The organism is Acinetobacter sp. 479375, from assembly GCF_000581715.1.
GTDB classification, from domain to species: domain Bacteria; phylum Pseudomonadota; class Gammaproteobacteria; order Pseudomonadales; family Moraxellaceae; genus Acinetobacter; species Acinetobacter ursingii.
In genome coordinates, this window is record NZ_JEZN01000012.1 from 63,357 (window position 1) to 84,615 (window position 21,259).

24 protein-coding genes and 1 pseudogene are annotated in these 21,259 nt (G+C 41.1%); 16 read left to right on the plus strand and 9 right to left on the minus strand.

The annotated features are described in order from the left end of the window. Positions 1 to 114: 114 nt before the first annotated feature. Genes rluB through J500_RS11115 form a run of 3 tightly spaced genes read right to left on the minus strand, consistent with a single transcriptional unit; the run spans position 115 to position 2,464 of the window. The gene (gene rluB / locus J500_RS11105) at positions 115 to 1,044 is read right to left on the minus strand and encodes a 23S rRNA pseudouridine(2605) synthase RluB (protein ID WP_004995884.1); all 930 of its coding nucleotides are present in this window, start codon (positions 1,042 to 1,044) and stop codon (positions 115 to 117) included. A gap of 41 nt (positions 1,045 to 1,085) precedes the next feature. Next, positions 1,086 to 1,676 carry an SMC-Scp complex subunit ScpB gene (scpB, locus tag J500_RS11110; RefSeq protein WP_004995886.1) on the minus strand — a complete coding sequence of 197 codons (591 nt, stop codon included), beginning with the start codon at positions 1,674 to 1,676 and terminating at the stop codon, positions 1,086 to 1,088. Next, the gene (locus tag J500_RS11115) at positions 1,673 to 2,464 is read right to left on the minus strand and encodes a segregation and condensation protein A (RefSeq protein WP_004995888.1); all 792 of its coding nucleotides are present in this window, start codon (positions 2,462 to 2,464) and stop codon (positions 1,673 to 1,675) included. Before J500_RS11115 ends, scpB begins: the two co-directional genes overlap by 4 nt. A gap of 255 nt (positions 2,465 to 2,719) precedes the next feature. Between J500_RS11115 and J500_RS11120 the strand changes: the two genes are divergently transcribed. After that, complete coding sequence (locus tag J500_RS11120) at positions 2,720 to 3,454, plus strand: GNAT family N-acetyltransferase (RefSeq protein ID WP_004995891.1); 735 nt, start codon at positions 2,720 to 2,722, stop codon at positions 3,452 to 3,454. Between the two features lie 14 nt (positions 3,455 to 3,468). Here the strand turns inward: J500_RS11120 and J500_RS11125 are convergent, their stop codons facing one another. Continuing rightward, a complete protein-coding gene (locus J500_RS11125; RefSeq protein WP_004991100.1) occupies positions 3,469 to 4,086 on the minus strand; it encodes an L-threonylcarbamoyladenylate synthase in 618 nt (205 codons plus the stop codon). Positions 4,087 to 4,297: 211 nt separating this feature from the next. After that, positions 4,298 to 4,960: an elongation factor P hydroxylase gene (locus tag J500_RS11130; protein WP_004995892.1), complete on the minus strand. Its 663-nt coding sequence runs from the start codon at positions 4,958 to 4,960 to the stop codon at positions 4,298 to 4,300. Positions 4,961 to 5,055: 95 nt separating this feature from the next. On the opposite strand from J500_RS11130, the gene J500_RS11135 reads away from it, so the two are divergent. The 6 genes from J500_RS11135 to lysM all read left to right on the plus strand — a co-directional run bounded on the left by J500_RS11135 (position 5,056) and on the right by lysM (position 8,764). Further along, the gene (locus tag J500_RS11135) at positions 5,056 to 5,616 is read left to right on the plus strand and encodes a YceD family protein (RefSeq protein ID WP_004991096.1); all 561 of its coding nucleotides are present in this window, start codon (positions 5,056 to 5,058) and stop codon (positions 5,614 to 5,616) included. Between the two features lie 79 nt (positions 5,617 to 5,695). After that, complete coding sequence (gene rpmF / locus J500_RS11140; RefSeq protein ID WP_004723964.1) at positions 5,696 to 5,881, plus strand: 50S ribosomal protein L32; 186 nt, start codon at positions 5,696 to 5,698, stop codon at positions 5,879 to 5,881. A 154-nt stretch (positions 5,882 to 6,035) separates the two neighbouring features. Then, entirely contained in the window at positions 6,036 to 7,022 is a 987-nt protein-coding gene (gene fabD / locus J500_RS11145) for an ACP S-malonyltransferase (protein WP_004995898.1), read from the plus strand. After that, complete coding sequence (fabG, locus tag J500_RS11150) at positions 7,019 to 7,753, plus strand: 3-oxoacyl-ACP reductase FabG (RefSeq protein WP_004995900.1); 735 nt, start codon at positions 7,019 to 7,021, stop codon at positions 7,751 to 7,753. Before fabD ends, fabG begins: the two co-directional genes overlap by 4 nt. A gap of 85 nt (positions 7,754 to 7,838) precedes the next feature. After that, the gene (gene acpP / locus J500_RS11155; RefSeq protein ID WP_004991077.1) at positions 7,839 to 8,075 is read left to right on the plus strand and encodes an acyl carrier protein; all 237 of its coding nucleotides are present in this window, start codon (positions 7,839 to 7,841) and stop codon (positions 8,073 to 8,075) included. 221 nt (positions 8,076 to 8,296) lie between these two features. Continuing rightward, a complete protein-coding gene (gene lysM / locus J500_RS11160) occupies positions 8,297 to 8,764 on the plus strand; it encodes a peptidoglycan-binding protein LysM (protein ID WP_004995904.1) in 468 nt (155 codons plus the stop codon). A 56-nt stretch (positions 8,765 to 8,820) separates the two neighbouring features. On the opposite strand, the gene J500_RS11165 is transcribed toward lysM, so the two are convergent. Continuing rightward, positions 8,821 to 9,366, minus strand: a complete 546-nt coding sequence (locus J500_RS11165) for an NAD(P)H-dependent oxidoreductase (RefSeq protein WP_034699622.1) — start codon at positions 9,364 to 9,366, stop codon at positions 8,821 to 8,823. A gap of 105 nt (positions 9,367 to 9,471) precedes the next feature. Between J500_RS11165 and J500_RS11170 the strand changes: the two genes are divergently transcribed. Then, positions 9,472 to 9,828, plus strand: coding sequence for a winged helix-turn-helix transcriptional regulator (locus J500_RS11170; RefSeq protein WP_004991064.1), 357 nt, complete (start codon positions 9,472 to 9,474; stop codon positions 9,826 to 9,828). Positions 9,829 to 9,868: 40 nt separating this feature from the next. Here the strand turns inward: J500_RS11170 and J500_RS11175 are convergent, their stop codons facing one another. Then, positions 9,869 to 10,636: a hydroxymethylpyrimidine/phosphomethylpyrimidine kinase gene (locus J500_RS11175; protein ID WP_004995916.1), complete on the minus strand. Its 768-nt coding sequence runs from the start codon at positions 10,634 to 10,636 to the stop codon at positions 9,869 to 9,871. A 117-nt stretch (positions 10,637 to 10,753) separates the two neighbouring features. On the opposite strand from J500_RS11175, the gene J500_RS11180 reads away from it, so the two are divergent. The 3 genes and pseudogenes from J500_RS11180 to J500_RS11190 all read left to right on the plus strand — a co-directional run bounded on the left by J500_RS11180 (position 10,754) and on the right by J500_RS11190 (position 13,020). Further along, positions 10,754 to 11,407, plus strand: coding sequence for an HAD-IA family hydrolase (locus tag J500_RS11180; RefSeq protein WP_004995919.1), 654 nt, complete (start codon positions 10,754 to 10,756; stop codon positions 11,405 to 11,407). Between the two features lie 90 nt (positions 11,408 to 11,497). Next, positions 11,498 to 11,827, plus strand: coding sequence for a hypothetical protein (locus tag J500_RS11185; RefSeq protein ID WP_004995923.1), 330 nt, complete (start codon positions 11,498 to 11,500; stop codon positions 11,825 to 11,827). A 71-nt stretch (positions 11,828 to 11,898) separates the two neighbouring features. Beyond that, positions 11,899 to 13,020, plus strand: a pseudogene (locus J500_RS11190) (acyltransferase family protein). 24 nt (positions 13,021 to 13,044) lie between these two features. Here J500_RS11190 and hemJ read toward each other — a convergent pair. Together hemJ and J500_RS11200 are read right to left on the minus strand one after the other, a co-directional pair. Further along, positions 13,045 to 13,497, minus strand: coding sequence for a protoporphyrinogen oxidase HemJ (gene hemJ, locus J500_RS11195; protein WP_004991052.1), 453 nt, complete (start codon positions 13,495 to 13,497; stop codon positions 13,045 to 13,047). Positions 13,498 to 13,517: 20 nt separating this feature from the next. Beyond that, positions 13,518 to 14,747, minus strand: coding sequence for a beta-ketoacyl synthase N-terminal-like domain-containing protein (locus J500_RS11200; protein ID WP_004991050.1), 1,230 nt, complete (start codon positions 14,745 to 14,747; stop codon positions 13,518 to 13,520). A 298-nt stretch (positions 14,748 to 15,045) separates the two neighbouring features. Here J500_RS11200 and J500_RS11205 point away from each other — a divergent pair, with 298 nt between their 5' ends. From J500_RS11205 to tuf, 5 genes are all read left to right on the plus strand, one after another. Continuing rightward, positions 15,046 to 16,455 carry an EcsC family protein gene (locus J500_RS11205; RefSeq protein WP_004995930.1) on the plus strand — a complete coding sequence of 470 codons (1,410 nt, stop codon included), beginning with the start codon at positions 15,046 to 15,048 and terminating at the stop codon, positions 16,453 to 16,455. Between the two features lie 193 nt (positions 16,456 to 16,648). Next, positions 16,649 to 17,023, plus strand: coding sequence for a 30S ribosomal protein S12 (gene rpsL, locus J500_RS11210; protein ID WP_000246374.1), 375 nt, complete (start codon positions 16,649 to 16,651; stop codon positions 17,021 to 17,023). Positions 17,024 to 17,180: 157 nt separating this feature from the next. Continuing rightward, positions 17,181 to 17,651, plus strand: a complete 471-nt coding sequence (gene rpsG / locus J500_RS11215) for a 30S ribosomal protein S7 (RefSeq protein ID WP_004901967.1) — start codon at positions 17,181 to 17,183, stop codon at positions 17,649 to 17,651. A gap of 183 nt (positions 17,652 to 17,834) precedes the next feature. Beyond that, on the plus strand, positions 17,835 to 19,973 hold the full coding sequence (gene fusA / locus J500_RS11220) for an elongation factor G (RefSeq protein WP_004995932.1): 2,139 nt from the start codon (positions 17,835 to 17,837) through the stop codon (positions 19,971 to 19,973). Positions 19,974 to 20,065: 92 nt separating this feature from the next. Then, the gene (gene tuf, locus J500_RS11225) at positions 20,066 to 21,256 is read left to right on the plus strand and encodes an elongation factor Tu (RefSeq protein ID WP_004991043.1); all 1,191 of its coding nucleotides are present in this window, start codon (positions 20,066 to 20,068) and stop codon (positions 21,254 to 21,256) included. Positions 21,257 to 21,259 lie beyond the last annotated feature (3 nt).

The following is a 21,259-nucleotide window of genomic DNA, read 5'->3' on the forward strand; positions in this document are numbered from 1 at the left end:
GGTGATTATATACAAGACTGTCTGTCTATAAAATAGTAAAATTCACAAAAAAATTAGCATTAAATGAAAAAAGAGCCCATATATGGACTCTTCAATCTAGTTAAGTGTCAGTGATTAAAACTTTTTAAACGTTTTATTCTGACCAAAGCTTTTGCGTGGAGAAAATGGTTTAGATTGGCTCTCAGTTTGATCGTCCGTATCACGCTTTTGTTGGCGTAAATAGCCTCCACGACGTGCAGCCAGTGGTTTTTCCACCATGCGTTCAGTACGACGTTTTGCCATACCATACAGACCAGTACCTTGGCGTGGCTTGAGTTCAACCAGTTTAGTTAGGTTATCAATATCTGCTTTATCTAGTTCCATCCAGCGGCCAGTGCGCAGTTCACGTGGCAAAATTACAGTGCCATAACGGGTACGCAACAAACGGCTGACTTTTAAACCTTGTGATTCAAATAAGCGACGGACTTCGCGGTTACGTCCTTCTTTAACCACAACCTGATACCAACGGTTGATCCCATCACCACCAAGCTCTGAAAATGACTCGAATTTGGCAGGGCCATCATCCAGTACTACACCATTTAAAAGGGTTTGACGAATTTGTGGAGTAACCTCACCCATGACACGAACTGCATATTCACGTTCAACTTCATTGGACGGATGCATTAAACGATTGGCAAGTTCACCATCATTTGTAAAAAGCAATAAACCTGTACTGTTAATGTCCAGACGGCCTACCATGACCCAACGATCATTAGCAATCTGAGGAAGATGCTCAAACACAGTTGGACGCTGTTCAGGGTCGTTGCGGGAGCAGATTTCACCTTCAGGTTTGTAATAAATCAGGACACGACGACGAATTTCATCTTCGACTTGAAACTGAACTTTACGACCATCAATACGTAATTCATCACCTGGTTCGATTCGTTCGCCTACCTGCGCAATCTGACCATTTACACTGACGCGACCTGCGGCAATAACCTCTTCCATATATCGACGTGAACCGAGACCGATTCGCGCTAATACTTTTTGCAACTTTTCACTCATGACAGCACAACCTTAGAATTAATTGTCAACAGTTCACCTATTCAAGACTTGGCTGCATTTGCATCCAGTGTCATGAAAGCTTCCTTGGCATCCTGTAGGGGAGGCAATTGACCTAAAGATGCTAGGCCAAAAGCGTTCAAAAATTGGGGCGTTGTAATCAACAACGCAGGTCTTCCGGGTAAATCTCTAAAGCCCGATTCTTTAATCCAGTTCCAGTCAAATAATGTACGCAAAATCTGACTATTGTTGGTAACACCACGAATCTGTTCAATATCCGCGCGCGTGACTGGCTGATGATAGGCGATCACGGCAATGGTTTCGAGCAATGACGGTGAGAGCTTGGTTGGGCGTTCAGGCCAAACTTGTGTGATTATATTACGATATTTTGATCGAACCTGAAACCGAAAGCCTTGAGCAGTTTCAATCAGTTCAATAGATCGCCCATGTTGTAAGACAGCAAGCTGTTGTAAAAACTGACGTAATTGCGGTTTATTATATTGATCCTGAAAGGCTTGTTTTAATCGTGCAAGTGACACTGGTGCATCGCTGGCAAATAATATAGCTTCAATTTGTAATAACACATCATGATGCATGTCTTCAGGTGACATCGCCAGTTGTTGATCGAGAGTCATAGCTGTGCTCCCTGAATCGAGAGTGGCGCATCAATACCTGCGCTAACAATTCTGATTATTTGTTGGCGCGTCAGTTCCAATACGGCCATAAAGGTCACAACCATGCCCATCCGACCCTGTACTGGATTTAATAATTCCTCAAATACTAAAACAGACCCAGAGCTAACTTTTTCCTGAATAAATGCAATACGTTCTTCAAGTAAAACAGGTTCTTGCTCAACCGTATGCATGACAGGTTCAGGTCGATTAAACACACAAAATAGTGCATCGCGTAAGCTTTCGACATCATATCCCTCATACACAGGTGCTGTATGACCTAAGCCGACATTGGGACTAAAAGTATCCCGATCTAGTACTGTAAACTGTCCTAAACGTTCGGCAGCTTGCTTAATACGCAAATAGGTTTCTAAACGATCAATGAGTTCCTGTTTAGGATCTTTTTCTAAGCTAATTGATGTAGGTTTAGGAAGGAGTAATCGTGATTTAAGATCAGCCAACAACGCTGCCATGACCATATAATCTGCGGTCAATTCAATATTGAGAGACTTCATTGCATCCATATAAGAAAGGTATTGAGTCGCAATAGGGGCAATATCGAGTTGTAATAAATCAAAACCATTTTTTTGAATTAGGTAAATCAGGAAGTCGAGGGGTCCCTCGAAATGTTCGAGTAAAATTTCAAAAGCAGCAGGCGGAATATATAAATCTTCAGGAATAACATCTTGCCATTCGTCCAATACGCGAATCTGCGGTAAGTCTTCCGATGAATGATTCAAAGCTTGGTTCATTACAGTTATAGGCCACGCGAATTTTCAAAAGCATGAGTCACTTTAGACATATTGAGCATAAATGCCATAAAGAGAAGGAGATTAGAATGGCTTTTATTCTAATGGAAATTCAGACTTTAATAAATTGTTAAAAGCATCAAAACCATAAATAAATAAACACTATTTTATACCTAAATACGCTCAAGGTTTTGTGATAGTGTTATTTTGTTTAGAAATGTGGTCGGATCAATAGACTAGACTTAGGGCATAATTAAAATGAAAAAATATTTAAAATCAAACTTAAATTCGTACCAACAACCTGTTGGATTTCAGGTTCAACAATTATTACCTGTAAGTTATCAATATGAAAAATTAACAGGACAATTTGTGGAATTACTTCCTCTTTCTGATACCTGTCCAAATGATTTGGAGCTAGAACAACTTTGGCAAACGATTAACACTGAACCAGATGCACGGTGTTGGACATATTTACCCTATGAGGGCTTTCAAAGTCGCGATGAGTTGAAGCACGCCCTGCAAAATGTATTTGGGTTTCATCCTTCGTATCATTATCTGATTAAGATGAATGATGAGGTTGTGGGTTGGATCGCATTGCTCAATCCACGTTTAGCGCATGCTGCTATTGAAATTGGCAACGTGTATTTTTCACATCGCTTAAAACATACAACCGCTGCTACAGAAGCTGTCTTTTTATTGCTTAAACAGTGTTTTGATTACAATTTTCGACGAATCGAATGGAAATGTGATGACTTGAATGAGCCTTCAAAACGTGCGGCATTACGCTTTGGATTTTATTTTGAAGGACTATTTCGCCAAGATCGAGTAACAAAAGGACGTAACCGCAATACAGCATGGTTTTCAATCATTGACGAGGAGTGGTTTGAATTGAAATCTGCCTATGATGTCTGGCTAAGCCCTGATAACTTTGATGAACGTGCCAAGCAAAAACAACGTTTAAATGATGTGATTGAACAATTTCGTCCTTTATAGATGGCTATGAATGATTACTCAAACGCACTCACATCACCCGCGCCTTGACGAACAACCTCAGGATGATCTCCAGACAAATCTACAATACTGGTGGTGGTTAGTGTGCCAAATCCTCCATCGATAAACACATCAATGCGTTTGCTCAACTGATTTTCAATGTCATATGGATCATCCAATGGATCTTCCTGACCCGGTAAGATCAGGGTACTGGTTAAAATGGGTTCGCCAAGTTCTTGTAACAATGCCTGACAGATAGGATTAGTCGGAATACGTAGCCCGATAGTTTTCTTTTTGGGGTGCATTAACCGCTTTGGAACTTCGCTGGTGGCTGGCAAGATAAAAGTGGTGATTGCTGGCGTATTATTTTTCAATAAACGATACATGGCATTATCGACTTTGGCATAAGTGGCAATATCTGATAAATCGCAACACATAATCGCATATTGATGTTTTGGGCCAAGTCCACGAATTTGCGCAATACGCTCCATTGCGCTTTTATTGCCAATCTGACAACCAATCGCATAGGCGGCATCGGTTGGATAGACCACCACTTCGCCTGCACGGATACGTTCAACGGCCTGAGTAATCAATCGGGCTTGTGGATTTTCTGGATGAATATGCAAATGCAACATATCTGGATCCTCCTGAGTCAAATGTTATTGTTGTAAAGTGTCACTTCTATCCAATAGATTTCTGTCATCAGTCCTTTTATTTCTCCCCTGAAAAGAAAAATAAACAGGGATTAAACAAAGATGAAAAGAATCTGATGACCGCTTTTATTTAATCACATTGAATAGATTCAGTACGTGATGAGAAGTTGCGGTTGTGTAATTAAAAGCAGATTTAATCAAGCAATTCACGTTTAAATTCATCAGATTGTAAAATTTTACCGTCACGAGTACAGCTGCAAATACATTGAATAAAATGCGCTGCATCAGATGGTAATGTTGCTTCACCTGAAAAATAAGCCTGTACCTGAGTAAACACACGATCTTTAAACGATGTTCCGTCGCCACCTTCACCTGTTAAATTGTCTAAAGATACTCGAAATTTGCGACCAAAAGCTTGAGCAAATAACCACTCAATTGCTTGCGGTTTAATTTCGACTTGTTCAAAAAGCTGTTGCTGTTCAAGCGTTCGACCATCTGGCGCATACCAATAGCCTAAATCAGGCAATAAACGTCGTTTTGCCCCTGCAATCGTCCAGTGACTAATTTCATGTAAGGCACTATTAAAAAAACCATGAGCAAACTGAATTCTAGCGGGTGCTTGATTTTGCGCAGGAAAATATTCGGGTTCAAAATCTCCTTTGACCAACGTCACATTTTGATGGGAAAACCAGTGATTAAAGTGTAAAATAAGCCAATCAACCTGTTCGTGTTCTGTTTGTAGGCTTTGCCACGGTGAGAGTTGCACTGTATTAGACGACAGGGCAGACTGATGGGTTGAATGGGTGCTAACAAGTGATGAAGTTGTTACTTCAGGTTGCGGCTGCAACAGGTGCATTGCTGTGTTACCATGAGTTCTGTCTAAATTAGTACAAAATTGTATCTTAATCTTTGACAGAGTACCGATGAATTTGTAGAATTGCCGCCTTAATTATGTCAGCAAATACCTTTCCGGCACAGATTGAGCCGTTTAAATGGGCTGAACAGGGCTTTACATGGTCAGGAACACTGCCATTGTCTCGCTTTGCTCGTATTGCTCGTGAAGCTGTTGGATCAATTAATGATCAATTGATCTCTATAGACTGTAAGCTATCAATGGATGCGTATCATCGCGTTGTGTGGTTTGATGGTCATGTTGAAACAAAAGTTCCACTGGAATGTCAGCGTTGTCTGGAGCCTGTGGAAATTCCTCTTGTTTCAGACTTCCGTCTCGCACTGGTTGATGATGAGTCACTGATAGAGCGCTTGGATGAGGATGCTGATTTCATCGTCTTGGGCGAAAGTGAATCTTCAACAAAGGGTGATTTTTCTACTCCTGCCACTGTTGATTTACTGTCACTCATAGAAGATGAACTGTTATTGTTGATGCCTTTATCTCCTAAGCATGTGTCTTGTGAGCATAAGCATCAACCAGCCGTTGAGAATGTTGTCGAAGAAAAACGTGATAATCCGTTTGATGTTTTGGCAGGTTTGAAAGGCAAACTTAATTCATAACACAATTTGTGTTATTATGTTGAGTTAAGACAACTGAATTTGTTCTGATCCATTTTTTCGATCTTTGTAAGGAGCCATCATGGCCGTTCAGCAAAACCGTAAAAGTCGCTCTCGCCGTGACATGCGCCGTTCACATGACGCTTTAACCGAGAATGCATTAACTGTAGACCAAACTACAGGTGAAACTCATCGTCGTCACCACGTGACTAAAGATGGTTTTTACCGTGGTCGTCAATTATTCGCTAAAGCAGCTGATGCTGAATAATTGAGCCAATTTGCATAAAAGCGTGATGCTTAAGTGTAGAAAAAATGGGAGCGAAAGCTCCCTTTTTTTGTTGCTTTTCGCAATTATCAATTGATTCAATAAGTGTTAAATTTCCGCCTCGGAAACGAGCTAAGACGAAGTAAAGGATTTTTATATGTCTGCTAAACGACTCGAGCAAGTGGCTCAAGCAACCAAAACTGCATTTTTGTTCCCAGGTCAGGGGTCGCAAAAAGTCGGCATGCTCGCTGAACTTGCCGAACAGTTTAGTGGTGTGCAAGAGACTTTTGCTGAAGCTTCAGAAGCAATTGGTTTTGATTTGTGGCAGATTGCGCAAAGTGGTGAAGGTCTTGATCAGACTGAAAATACTCAGCCTGTATTACTCACTGCGAGTATTGCTTTATGGCGTGTATGGCTAGATTTGGGTGGTATTGCACCTAAATACTTAGCAGGACACTCACTGGGTGAATACAGTGCATTGGTTGCAGCACAAGCATTAAGCCTTGCGGATGCGGTGAAATTGGTCAATTTACGCGGTAAATTGATGCAAAGTGCTGTACCTCAAGGACAAGGCGCCATGGCTGCAATTTTAGGATTGCCTGACGAGAAAGTGCTGGAGCTCTGCCAAAGCGTATCTGCATCTGGACAGGGTTCGGTTGAAGCCGCAAATTACAATGCACAAGGTCAAGTGGTCATCGCGGGTTCGACTGCATTGGTGAATGATGTCATGGCGCTTGCCAAAGAGCAATCCGGTAAAGCCATTGCTTTGCCTGTGTCTGTACCATCACATTGTTCATTAATGAAACCTGCGGCAGAACAATTCGCAGCAGCATTGGAACAAACTGCCATTGAGCTACCTCATATACCTGTAATACAAAATGTCAACGCGGCAATCGCCACCGATGTTGCTCAATTGCGTCAGGCACTCACGGCTCAATTGTATCAGTCAGTACAATGGACACGCACCATGCAATACCTGCAAGATCAAGGGATTCAGTATGTGGTGGAATGTGGTCCGGGTACAGTGCTGAGTAACCTTGCGAAACGTTTGCCAAATATTGAAAAAGCATTTGCGATCGATACCAAAGGTCGTATGGAAGATGCCTTAAACGCAGTTTTAGTGGCGGAAGGAAAAATTGCATGACACAACAACGTAAAGTTGCTTTGGTGACAGGTGCCAGCCGAGGTATTGGCGCGGCAATTGCACAACAACTTCTTCAAGACGGTTTTTTTGTCGTAGGTACAGCAACGAGTGAATCAGGTGCTCAAAAGTTAACAGAGCAATTTGGTGAGCAGGGTCTAGGTTTGGTGTTAGATGTTCGTCATCTAGATCAGATTGAAGCTGTTGTTTCAAACATTGAACAAAACTATGGCCCAGTGTTGGTATTGGTCAATAATGCAGGGATTACACGCGATAATTTATTATTGCGTATGTCAGAAGATGACTGGGACGACATTTTAAATATTCATTTAAAAGCGGTTTATCGTTTATCGAAACGTGTGCTAAAAGGCATGACCAAAGCCCGTTTTGGACGTATTATCAATGTCAGTTCAGTGGTTGCACACTTTGCGAATCCGGGTCAAGCCAACTACTCAGCAGCCAAAGCAGGCATTGAGGCATTTAGCCGCAGTCTTGCCAAGGAAATGGGTAGTCGCCAGATTACGGTAAACAGTGTTGCACCCGGTTTTATTGCAACTGAAATGACAGATAGCTTAAGCGAAGATCTTCGTAAAAAAATGAGTGATCAGGTTGCGCTAGGTCGTCTTGGCGAACCACAAGATATCGCAAATGCAGTAAGTTTCCTCGCTTCTGATAAAGCAAGTTACATTACTGGTACGGTATTACATGTAAATGGTGGTTTATACATGGCCTAAGGCTGATGGATAAACTTTTAAAATATTCAATATTCAATTAAACTAACGGCAATTAAAAACGCCACAAGCAATGAGGAGAATTCCTGTGAGCGATATCGAACAACGTGTTAAGCAAGCAGTTGCAGAACAACTTGGTATGAAAGTTGAAGAGATCAAAAACGAAGCATCTTTCATGGATGATTTGGGTGCTGACTCTCTTGATCTAGTTGAACTTGTTATGTCTTTCGAAAATGACTTCGACATCACCATTCCTGATGAAGATTCTAACGAAATCACAACTGTTCAATCAGCAATTGATTATGTAACCAAGAAATTAGGTTAATAGATCAGTGTTGATAAAAGCCACCGCAAGGTGGTTTTTTTATGGCTGAGCTAAAATTTAAATTGTTCAATAACAACTGATCCTAAAAAAATTGGTTAAATAAATTACATACTGTTACTTGATTGAAGTGAACATATACCAAAATCGAGATATTTTTTGAGTATAACTATAAGGGCTTTAAATTTATTTCATGATGACAATAATCATTACAGGAGACAATCATGGGTCTTTTTGATTTCGTAAAAGGTATTGGTAAGAAAAATCAGGCAAAAACTGAACAACCCGCTGCAACGCCTGCTGAACCGACAGCACAAGAGATTGCAAATCAGCTTTTGGCGCATATTAAAAGTTTAGGCTTGCCTGTAGAAGGTTTGGTGGTGAACTATAACAGCACCACAGATTTGGCGACGATTCAGGGTAAGGTCAAGAGTCAAGCAGACAAGGAAAAAATTGTATTGGCTGTGGGAAATATTGATCATGTTGCCAAAGTGGATGATCAGATGACGGTTGAAACACCTGAGCCTGAAAGTAAATTTTACACGGTTAAATCTGGTGATAATTTATCGAAAATTTCAAAAGAATATTATGGTGATGCAAATCAGTACAATAAAATTTTTGAAGCCAATAAGCCTCTTTTAAAGGATGCTGATGATATTTATCCAGGTCAGGTATTGCGTATTCCGCAATAAACAAGCCGTCTAAATAAAAAGCAGAGCATAGGGATCATATTGTGCTGCTTTTTATTTTATACAGTAATATTTTGAATAAACTGAATAAGTTTCTGTCCATGTGCTTGAGCCCTAAAATGTATTGTTTCTGGCGTAAATCCAGATACAGTCGAAACCTCATATAAAATATGCGGCTCATGATATTTCATTTGTGTATATTGGGCCGAATGTTTCAGGGCTTGTAAAAAGTCAGCAATTAAATGGTCTCCATTTTCCTGAATAAAATTTTTCTCAGGTTGCCCGACTGTTAAGCTAATCAATAACTGCTTACTTTTGAGTTTATCTCCCTTAGATCCATAAGCAAATTGGTAACTAAAAACATTATCGAGCCAAATTTTAAGAATAGCTGGCATATTAAACCAATACATCGGATATTGAAGGATAATCAGATCATGATGTAATAACGCTGCCTGTTCTGCTGCAATATCAATTTTATAATCTGGATAAAGTTGATGAATATTTCTGATTTCTAGATTAGGGTGATTTCGACTGAGCTGTTCAATAATCGTTTTGTTTGCGATAGATTGAACGAAATTTGGATGAGCGAGGATTACAAGAGCCATATAAATTGCCTTTAATTTAACTATAAAAATGATAGTAACTAAAATTATTTTAGTGATATATTTTTACAGTACAATAACTATCAGGATAGATAGGAGAGCGTTTCTATGGTGAAGCCCATCGAAAATTGTGAAGTCAGCTTTAAAGGAAAAAATTATCCCTGTCCTATTAGCATGGTGATGGATTTGATCGGTGGTCGATGGAAAGGCGTGATTCTTTACTATCTACAAAATGGAGCGAAGCGTTTTGGTGAGCTTAAACAATTAATGCCAACCATAACTGAAATGACTCTAAGTCTTCAATTAAAACAATTGGAAAAAGATGGCTTTATTTCCAGAACGGTTTATGGCGATAAACCGCCTGTAAAAGTGGTATATGAATTGACTGATTTTGGCAATTCTTTTCAGCCTGTGTTGGATGCACTTTCTGCATGGTCACATCATGTGGTTGGACAAGAGCCGTAATACAAGAAAGCACCCAGCTTTCTTGTGATTGAGCATTAATTTAAAATCGTTTTGGAATCTTTTGCCCATTCGGAACAGGCGTTTCAGCATTTTTTAATACTCCAAATAGCCATACTTCGGCATGTTTTACTGCAATTTTTAAATCATCACCCAAAGCTAGACGACCTGCAATATAACTTGCCAGAGAACAACCTGAACCATGATATTCACCTTCCAATCGGGGGCAGGTGCTTTCAGCTACACGTTCACCATTCATATATAAAATATTGCGAATATAGTCTGGTGTGGCTTCATGCCCACCTTTGACTAAAACGGCTTTTGCACCCATTTCAAATAATTTTTGGGTCGCTGCTTCTAAGTCATCCAGTCCTGTTAACGCACGTAGTTCCACTGTATTTGGCGTTAAAATTGTGGCAAGTGGAATCAGTTCAACAAAAGCCTGAACCAAAGTAGCCTGATCTCCTAAAGAACCACCACTATTAGCGACTAAAACAGGATCTAGTACATATAGATAATCTGGATGCTCACGTAAAAATTGCGCAAGTGCCGCGATATTATCTGTTGTGCCTAACATGCCAGATTTGACGCATTTAATTGGTAAATCTTTAATAACTGCATTCGCCTGAGCGAGTAACAATTCTTTGGATGTGGCTTCAAAGCCAAAAACTTGTTGTGAGTTCTGAATGGTCAGTGCTGTGCAGGCGATCGCGGCATGTGCACCACTTTGTCCAATGGCTTCAATATCGGCTTGTAATCCAGCTCCGCCTGAAGGATCAAGACCAGAGAAACAAAGTACGGTTGGGCGCACAGTTAGTATCCTTAAAGTGTTCAATTTGGGTTAGTATAGGCAAGTTTGAGCAAAGTCTCGACCCTATTTTTCATAGAGTTTTATGGGTCTTAACTGTTTTTGATTTGAGTGTAATTTGTGAACGAAGTAAAACATATTTTGATTGATCTGGATGGAACTTTGACTGACCCGAAAGTAGGGATTACTACTTCAGCCCGTTACGGTTTAAATAAAGTGGGTTACCCTATTGCTGATCATGAAAATATTGACTGGATCATTGGGCCACCTTTGAAAGCTTCACTCGCTAAAATTATGAATGTCGATGTAACTCATGATTTGGCTGAACAGGCTTTATTAGGGTATCGTGAGCGTTTTGCAGTGACAGGGTTATTTGAAAATGAACTCTATCCCGATGTCATTGAGACTTTGAAGACACTTAAAAATCAAGGTTATCAATTGTATTTAGCCACTGCAAAGCCGCATGTCTATGCGGTGCGTATTTTAGAACATTTTGAATTATTACAATATTTCACACATCCTTATGGGAGTGAGTTGACCGGTGAGCGAACCAATAAAGGCGATTTGATCGCCTACATACTCGAAAAAGAACAATTAAATCCTGCTGAATGTTTAATGGTTGGGGATCGTGAACATGATATTTTAGGTGCACGTCGTCATGGCATTGAAACTGTTGCAGTAGAATACGGTTATGGTTCCGAACAAGAACTTAATTTGGCAGCGCCTAAGTATAAAATCAAAAGTTTTAAGCAATTACTCGATCTATTGACCTGAATAGACAAATACCAAATCCGAACAGCATCTGGTTAGACTTTATTTTATGATGATGTCCCAATAATAAGTCATCAGTATCAGGGAGTACTCATGTTGAAAAATTTAGTCCTAAGCACTGTGTTAATATCGGGTTTGGCCGCTTGCCATGCATTTCCAAACGCTGATTCTGGTCAGCGGGTACAGGTGGCCAAATCACTTCAAGGGAAACAGTGCGAACAGCAAGGTTTGACTATTTCAGTATTGAAACAACAATTGCAGACAAAACATATCCACGTCTATGCCGAATCTGTTGGACATGATGGCATGATGCGGCCTCAGATGTGTGGTGCGCCAGATGGTAAAGTTGCAATATTTAGTATCGATCAAAAACAATTGGCTCAGGCGCAAGCACTTGGCTTCTTAGTCTATCCAACCCAATAAAAAACGAATCTGTTGATCTATTTTTAGCTAGACCCAATGGATGATTCCGTTGGCTGAACAATTTGAAACTTATGCGAAATTATAAAATTGACATCTTAAGAGGTGTTTCTATTCTTTTGGTGTTACTGCATCATTTTAATATTCCTTATAAGTTACATGATACATGGTTAGGCATTTCAGTGTTTGGAGAGCCTTTAAGTACTTTAATTGCCCGCAATGGTAATTATGGTGTGACGATGTTTTTTGTGATTTCGGGGTTTTTAATTACCTAACATACCTTACAAAGAAACGCTAGCCTAGCGCAGATACAACTTAAAAATTTCTATATTCGCCGTGTGGCACGGATTATTCCTTGTCTGGTGCTGCTCGTTGTGATGGTGACCATTTTGGGATGTCTAGGACTCCAGCCATTTTTAAACCAAACACCGAATGGTATTGAAGTTCCTTATGGCTTGACGGTTTTTGCAGCCTTTACCTTCTGGATGAATATCCTGATTATTGAATATGGCTGGGTCAATTATGCGCTTGGCGTATTATGGTCACTTTCAGTTGAAGAAGTATTTTATCTCGCATTTCCATTGTTATGTTTAACATTGGCTAGAGGCAAAGCCTTTGTTTTATTTCTTGTATTGATTGTTGCCTATGCACCATATTTCCGTTCACTACATTTTGGCGAAGAAAGTGGGGCATATCTTTATCATTATTTCTCCAGTTTTGATGGTATTGCACTAGGCTGTTTGACGGCTTTGTTTGCCCAGAAATTTTCGATCCAAGCTGTCCAGATGAAATGGATAATTCCTGTGTTGGTTTTTTTGATGAGCATGTTATATCTCTATGCGCCCATTAAAGAGGTGAGTACATGGAGTGTGACTGTATTTGCGTTATTAACAGCAATCTTGATTTTCTGTTTTGCTCAACGTCCACAAGCCCCGGCAACTTCGATTGTTTCAAAAATCATGGTGTGGATTGGACAGCGCAGCTACGAAATGTATTTATTTCATCTGATTATTTTGGGATTGATCAAAGTTTTGTATTTTCCTAAAACCACCTTGCCTGATCAGAAACTCATGCTGCTGCTAATCTTTTTTGTGGGAACTTTTGTTTTTAGCTGGTTAATTGAAAAATATTATTCTACGCCTTTAAATCATAAGATTAGACAAACATGGATTAGAAAAAAGCCTCAGGTCAACTGAGGCTTTCAGTGCGTATCGTCTATTTTAAAATTGCGGTTTAACCACCACTAAAATGACAACAGCAAATAAAATCAGAGTTGGCATTTCATTAAAAAACCGCCAGAACTTATGTGATTTATAATGCGCATTGCCAATCAATTTTTTGCGATAGTAACCACAGACAAAGTGGTAAATCACTAAAAGCGCAACTAAAGCAACCTTGAGATAAAACCATACCGCCTGATGATAATGCTGTGTGGCATCACCCCAATCCACCAAAAAGTGAGCAGTAATTAAAGTGGCAATCATGGATGGCCACATAATTCCCCGATATAGTTTGCGCTCCATCACTTCAAAGCGTTGATGACTAATCGTATCTTCGCTCATGGCGTGATAGACATAGAGACGCGGCAAATAAAACAATGCCGCGAACCAGCATACTACAGCTATGATATGTAATGCTTTTACCCAAAGGAAAGCATCAGTCGGTGCATCCATCGATTATCCCTAGTGGGATATTAGGCATCCCACTTTTTGAAAATAAGGCAGGCATTAACGCCGCCAAAGCCAAAACTGTTACTCATCACAGTATTTAGTTTTGCATCACGTTTTTCAAGTACGATATCAAAACCTTTAGCACCTTCATCCAATTCAGTCACGTTAATGTTCGGTGCGATAAAGTCATTTTGCATCATTAGGACAGAATAAATCGCTTCTTGCACACCTGCTGCGCCCAAGCTATGACCTGTCATCGATTTGGTTGAGCTGATCGCTGGAACTTGACCTTCACCAAATGCGCGTTCCATGGCTTTAAGTTCAGTCACGTCACCCGCTGGTGTAGAAGTGCCGTGTGTATTGACATAGTCAATCTTCTCTACACCATGTTGTTTGGCTTCATCCAGTGCCATCAGGATACAACGGGTTGCACCTTCACCACTTGGAGCAACCATATCTGCTCCGTCAGAGTTTGCCGCATAAGCCACAACTTCGGCAAGAATGTTTGCACCGCGTGCTTGAGCATGTTCAAGTGATTCAAGCACCACAAAACCGCCACCACCCGCAATCACAAAACCATCACGGTCTGCTGAATAGGGGCGAGAAGCTGTTTCAGGTGTATCATTGTATTTTGAACATAATGCGCCCATGGCATCAAACAATAGGCTTTGTGACCAGTGGTCTTCTTCACCACCACCTGCCAGCATTAAATCTTGTTTGCCAAGTTGAATCAGGTTAAAGGCATAACCAATCGCATCGGCAGAAGTTGCACATGCACTGGTAATAGAGTGAGCCACGCCTTGAAGTTTAAACGCAACGCCTACGTTTGCAGTAATGGTGTTACTCATATTACGCGGTACAAAGAAAGGTCCGACTTTACGTGCACCTTTTTCTTCAAGTAGTTCGACCATTTCAACCACAGAATGTGTTGAGTTACCACCACTACCACCCGCGATACCATAACGCGGATTACCTGCTAAATCTTCGACTTTTAAGCCAGCATGTTGAACTGCATCGACTGCTGCATTGTATGCGTACATCGCACACACGCCCATAAACCGTTTAATTTTACGATCAATATGATCAAAGTTTTGTTCCGCTGCCGCACTAACATGACTCTTAAAGTTGAGTTCAGCATAAGATGGGTTAAAACGTGTCCCAGAGATTCCATTTTGAAGTGAATGAGTGACCTCTTCCAAGGAGTTACCGATGCATGAGTTAATCCCCATGCCAGTGATTACAACACGTTTCATCTACAGATCCCTTATATGGTGATGGTTTTGAGTGCGACGAAATTCGACATTATTGATAGAGGGAGATTAAAGCCCGAAGAATTGCGTCACTCATGTTTGAGATTGATATCATGATAACAGAAAGAATTTTCAATTCTTATGGCAAATTTTATGCGCATTGCACAAAGACAAAAATCATGTGGTATCTAGGTTATTTGAGACAATGCTTTACCAAAAGAAACAGATTAAAGTTGAGATAAGTCCACACTACACCTAGTATTTATCACTAAATGCAAGAATCAAAACATAGAGGTACTTGATGACAAATTCTAATAATAATCAATCGCAAAGTTTGCTTGGCACGGCATTTGGAGTGGCTAAAAAGCTCAGTTCCAGTGGTTTAAATGCTTTGGGTCATGTTGCACCTGGCACAGTTTCAAAAATAAACACGGCTGTTGATCAGGCACGTACAGTAGATGGAAGCGCGCGTGTAAAAAATCCATTGGAAGTTGAACAATACGAAAATCCACAGCAAATGTTGCGTCAGCATTTACCTAAAGTCTCACAGCAATTATTAGGTCGTCATTACAATCGCATTTACAGTGTGGCCAGTTTTTTATCGCCAGAAATTAATGAAAAAATTTCAGATTATCTATTTGATCGATTAAATGATTTTACCGAACAAACCAGCTCTGCCACTAAGGTTTTGGAAGAGGCAGGTGCGAAGTCACTGCAAGAACTTCAAAATAACCCTGATCGTTCACAACGGATCAGTCAGGCATTGATTGAACAAAATAAAATTTTAGCTGTTGCTCAAGGTGCTGTCAGTGGTGCAACAGGTATAGTCGGTGCTGCGGTTGATGTGCCTTTTTCACTGGCATTGGCGTTAAGAACGATCTATCAGACAGGTCGTGCGCATGGTTTTGAACTGAACCAACAACAAGAGCAGGACATCGTTGAATTTGTTTTTAAAGAAATTGATTTGGGGTTGGTTGCAGAAAAGCAAACTTTGCTCATGGCGATCAAGACTTTAAAAAATATGCTACAAACCCACGATTTATCACAGTTTCAGCAACTTTTAGGTTCAACTAATGATACTGAGTTTTTAAAAAAATGGTTGGTTGATGATCAGGGACAGTTCAAATACAAATGGTTGAATGGTTTTTCTAAGTTTTCTGCGATTGGAAAATTAAGTCCACTTGCAGGAGCAACGGTGAGTGCGATTTATAGTTGGCGTCTAATTGAAGATGCTGGGCAAAAATCTCAGGCAATTTTTGGTGGTGCACGTCATTATTTATTACAACATCCTGATGCACAGATTTCGCCACTTAAGGCATATCTAGCCTTGGAACAACAGGTTGGAAAAGCCAAGCATTCATTGATCAGTCCCAATACTCAAGCCATTTCTCAGCAACTAGAGCAACCTAGTACTCAGGAAATTCAACAAGGCGTTGATGTACCGACAACTTCAGCAAGCATAAAGAAAGTCACAGTTAAAGCGCGTAAGCCTCGGACTGCATCAACACAGCAGGATTCAGCGCAAAAGGTTGAAGAGGGTATTCATTCATTGGCTGAACAATACGTTGAGCCGCATGAGCAAACTGAACAACAGCCTGCCTTGACTGAAAAAACTGCACCAGTACCTGAATTAGAAGTGATAGAGGCCAACGTTGAAGCTGAGGTTGTTAAACCGAAGCGCAAGCGTAGCGTTAAACCTAAAGCTGAATAGAGTTTTTTTGTCATCAAAACTTAAACAAAGCCTGTTAGGGTGCTGAACAATAAAAAGCACAGCAATGCCAGAAATGGTCAACATTTGCGAACCATGCCAATGTTGACCATTTTTATATCTTGGCTTACAATTGTATGCCCTCAAAAAGAGGTGTTTTCTTTTTGAGGTTTTTTATTAACGGGAGAATTGCCATATGGCAACAACAAATCAGTTGATCCGTAAGGGTCGCACAACTTTGGTTGAAAAATCCAAAGTTCCTGCGTTGAAGGCTTGTCCACAACGTCGTGGTGTATGTACACGTGTTTATACCACTACCCCTAAAAAACCTAACTCAGCAATGCGTAAGGTTTGCCGTGTTCGCTTGACTTCTGGTTTTGAAGTTTCTAGCTACATCGGTGGTGAAGGTCATAACCTACAAGAGCACAGTGTTGTTCTTATCCGTGGTGGTCGTGTTAAAGACTTACCAGGTGTACGTTACCATACCGTTCGTGGTTCTTTAGACTGTGCTGGTGTGAAAGATCGTAACCAGTCTCGTTCTAAATACGGCGCGAAACGTCCTAAGAAGTAATTCTTAAGTCGTTCCAAGCTGCAATCCTTTAGCGTTTCGCTTGTCCAGATTTCAAATTGAAATTCAAGCGACGTATAGTAAGGCCAGCGTAGCGTGCATGACACTTGCACAATCTGCTGGATCACCCTGAAGTGTCATATTTATAGGTAGTTTTAAAATGCCAAGACGTCGCGTAGTCGCTGCTCGTGAGATCCTTCCAGATCCAAAATTCAGCAGCCAAACAATCGCTAAATTTATGAACCACGTTATGCAAGACGGTAAAAAATCGATTGCAGAAAGTATCGTTTACGGTGCTTTAGACCGCGTTCAAGAAAAAAACAAAGTAGACCCAGTTGAATTTTTTGAAGCTACACTTGAAAAAGTTCGCCCTATGGTCGAAGTAAAAGCACGCCGTGTTGGTGGTGCTACTTATCAAGTTCCTATGGAAGTGCGCCCATCCCGTCGTACTGCCTTAGCGATGCGTTGGTTAGTAGATGCTGCTGCAAAGCGTTCTGAAAAAACTATGGCTTTACGTCTTGCTGGCGAGTTGCTTGATGCAGCTGAAGGCAAAGGTGCTGCAATCAAAAAACGTGAAGACGTGCACCGTATGGCTGAAGCGAACAAAGCCTTCTCTCATTACCGTTTCTAAGCGGATAAAACAGTCCCTTATCAGGAGAATACTCATGCGTACCGCATCTCGATTTAACATCGCACTTTACCCTAGCGGGGGATTTGCGGGTATTTAAGTTGCCCCCACTGTGAGTATTCGCGCGCATCAATCCTGTATTGGTGCGTCCTGTTTTAAACATCATATTTAGGAATGTAAGTCATCATGGCTCGTCAAACCCCGATTACCCGTTACCGTAACATCGGTATTTCTGCTCACATCGATGCAGGTAAAACTACAACAACTGAACGTATTTTGTTCTACACAGGTGTATCTCACAAAATTGGTGAAGTACACGACGGTGCAGCAACAATGGACTGGATGGAACAAGAGCAAGAACGTGGTATTACCATTACTTCTGCTGCTACGACTTGTTTCTGGTCTGGTATGGCGAATCAGTTCGAACAACACCGTATCAACGTAATTGACACTCCGGGACACGTAGACTTCACGATCGAAGTTGAACGTTCTATGCGTGTTCTTGACGGTGCGTGCATGGTTTACTGTGCAGTGGGTGGTGTACAACCTCAGTCTGAAACTGTATGGCGTCAAGCGAACAAATATAAAGTGCCTCGTTTGGCATTTGTGAACAAGATGGACCGTACTGGTGCTAACTTCTTCCGTGCAGTGGAACAAGTTAAAACTCGTTTAGGCGGTAATCCTGTGCCTATCGTTGTGCCAATTGGTGCAGAAGATACCTTTGCAGGTGTTGTTGACTTAATCGAAATGAAAGCGATTATCTGGGATGAACCATCTCAAGGTATGAAGTTTGAATACGGTGAAATTCCAGCTGATCTTGTTGATACTGCTAATGAATGGCGTACCAACATGGTTGAAGCAGCTGCTGAAGCTTCTGAAGAGTTAATGGACAAGTACCTAGAAGAAGGTGATCTTTCTAAAGAAGAGATCATCGCTGGTCTTCGTGCGCGTACATTGGCATCTGAAATTCAGGTGATGCTGTGTGGTTCTGCGTTCAAGAACAAAGGTGTTCAACGTATGTTGGATGCTGTGATTCAATTCTTACCTTCTCCAACAGAAGTAAAAGCGATTGAAGGTATTCTTGACGACAAAGCTGAAACTAAAGCATCTCGTGAAGCATCTGACGAAGCTCCGTTCTCTGCACTTGCATTCAAAATCATGAATGACAAATTCGTAGGTAACTTGACTTTCGTACGTGTTTATTCTGGTGTCCTTAAACAAGGTGACCCAGTATATAACCCTGTGAAGTCTAAGCGTGAACGTATTGGTCGTATCGTGCAAATGCATGCGAACGAACGTCAAGATCTTGATGAAATCCGTGCAGGTGATATCGCAGCGTGTGTAGGTCTTAAAGACGTAACCACAGGTGATACACTGTGTGATGAGAAAAACATCATTACGCTTGAGCGTATGGAATTCCCAGAGCCAGTAATTTCTTTGGCTGTTGAACCAAAAACTAAAGCTGACCAAGAAAAAATGTCAATCGCTTTAGGTCGTTTGGCGAAAGAAGATCCATCATTCCGCGTTCGTACAGATGAAGAATCTGGTCAAACGATTATTGCGGGTATGGGTGAGCTTCACCTTGACATCATCGTTGACCGTATGAAGCGTGAATTCGGTGTTGAAGCGAACATTGGTAAACCAATGGTTGCTTACCGTGAAACGATCAAAAAGTCAGTTGAACAAGAAGGTAAATTCGTACGTCAAACTGGTGGTAAAGGTAAGTTTGGTCATGTATATGTTCGTCTTGAGCCGCTTGATGTTGAAGAAGCTGGTAAAGAATACGAATTCGCTGAAGAAGTTGTTGGTGGTGTAGTTCCTAAAGAATTCTTTGGTGCGGTTGACAAAGGTATTCAAGAACGTATGAAGAATGGTGTCTTGGCTGGTTACCCTGTTGTGGGTATCAAAGCGACATTATTTGATGGTTCTTACCATGATGTCGACTCTGATGAATTGTCGTTCAAAATGGCAGGTTCTTATGCCTTCCGTGATGGTTTCATGAAAGCAGATCCTATTTTGCTTGAACCAATCATGAAAGTTGAAGTAGAAACTCCAGAAGACTACATGGGCGATATCATGGGTGACTTAAACCGTCGTCGTGGTATGGTTCAGGGTATGGACGATCTTCCTGGTGGAACAAAAGCCATTAAAGCAGAAGTTCCACTTGCTGAGATGTTTGGTTACGCAACTCAAATGCGTTCTATGTCTCAAGGTCGTGCGACATACTCAATGGAATTTGCTAAATATGCTGAGACTCCACGTAACGTGGCGGAAGGCATTATTGCGAAATTCCAGTCAGGCGGTAAAAAAGGTGACGACGAGTAATCTTTCGATTACTATAAGCCCAAACTAATTTTTAGTTAAAAAACCAAGCGCTCATGAGCGACCCTCATGAGCAGTTTATAAAGGAAAAACTCATGGCTAAGGCTAAGTTTGAACGTAATAAACCACACGTAAACGTGGGCACAATTGGTCACGTTGACCATGGTAAAACAACTCTTACTGCTGCAATCGCAACAATCTGTGCGAAAACTTACGGCGGTGAAGCGAAAGATTACTCACAAATCGACTCAGCTCCTGAAGAAAAAGCACGTGGTATTACCATTAATACTTCACACGTAGAATACGATTCTCCAATTCGTCACTACGCGCACGTAGACTGCCCAGGCCACGCCGATTATGTTAAAAACATGATCACTGGTGCTGCTCAAATGGATGGTGCGATCCTTGTATGTGCTGCGACTGATGGTCCAATGCCACAAACTCGTGAACACATCCTTCTTTCACGTCAGGTGGGTGTACCTTACATCATCGTATTCTTAAACAAATGCGACCTAGTAGACGACGAAGAGCTTCTTGAGCTAGTAGAAATGGAAGTTCGTGAACTTCTATCTACTTATGACTTCCCAGGTGATGACACTCCAGTAATCCGTGGTTCTGCGCTTAAAGCATTGGAAGGCGATGCAGGCGAATACGGCGAGAAATCAGTTCTTGACCTCGTTGCTGCACTTGACTCTTATATCCCAGAGCCAGAGCGTGCAATCGACAAAGCATTCTTGATGCCAATCGAAGACGTATTCTCAATTTCTGGTCGTGGTACAGTAGTAACTGGCCGTGTAGAATCAGGTATCGTTAAAGTTGGTGAATCAGTTGAAATCGTGGGTATCCGTGATACTCAAACTACGACAGTGACTGGCGTTGAAATGTTCCGTAAACTGCTTGACGAAGGTCGTGCAGGCGAGAACTGTGGTGTGTTGTTACGTGGTACTAAGCGTGAAGACGTACAACGTGGTCAAGTATTGACTAAACCAGGTGCGATCAAGCCACACACTAAATTTGACGCAGAAGTATACGTACTTTCTAAAGAAGAAGGTGGTCGTCATACTCCATTCCTAAATGGTTACCGTCCACAGTTCTATTTCCGTACCACTGACGTAACTGGTGCAATCCAGTTGAAAGAAGGTGTAGAAATGGTTATGCCAGGTGACAACGTAGAAATGTCAGTAGAATTGATCCACCCGATCGCAATGGATCCAGGTCTACGTTTTGCGATTCGTGAAGGTGGTCGTACTGTAGGTGCTGGTGTTGTTGCGAAAGTAACTGCATAATCA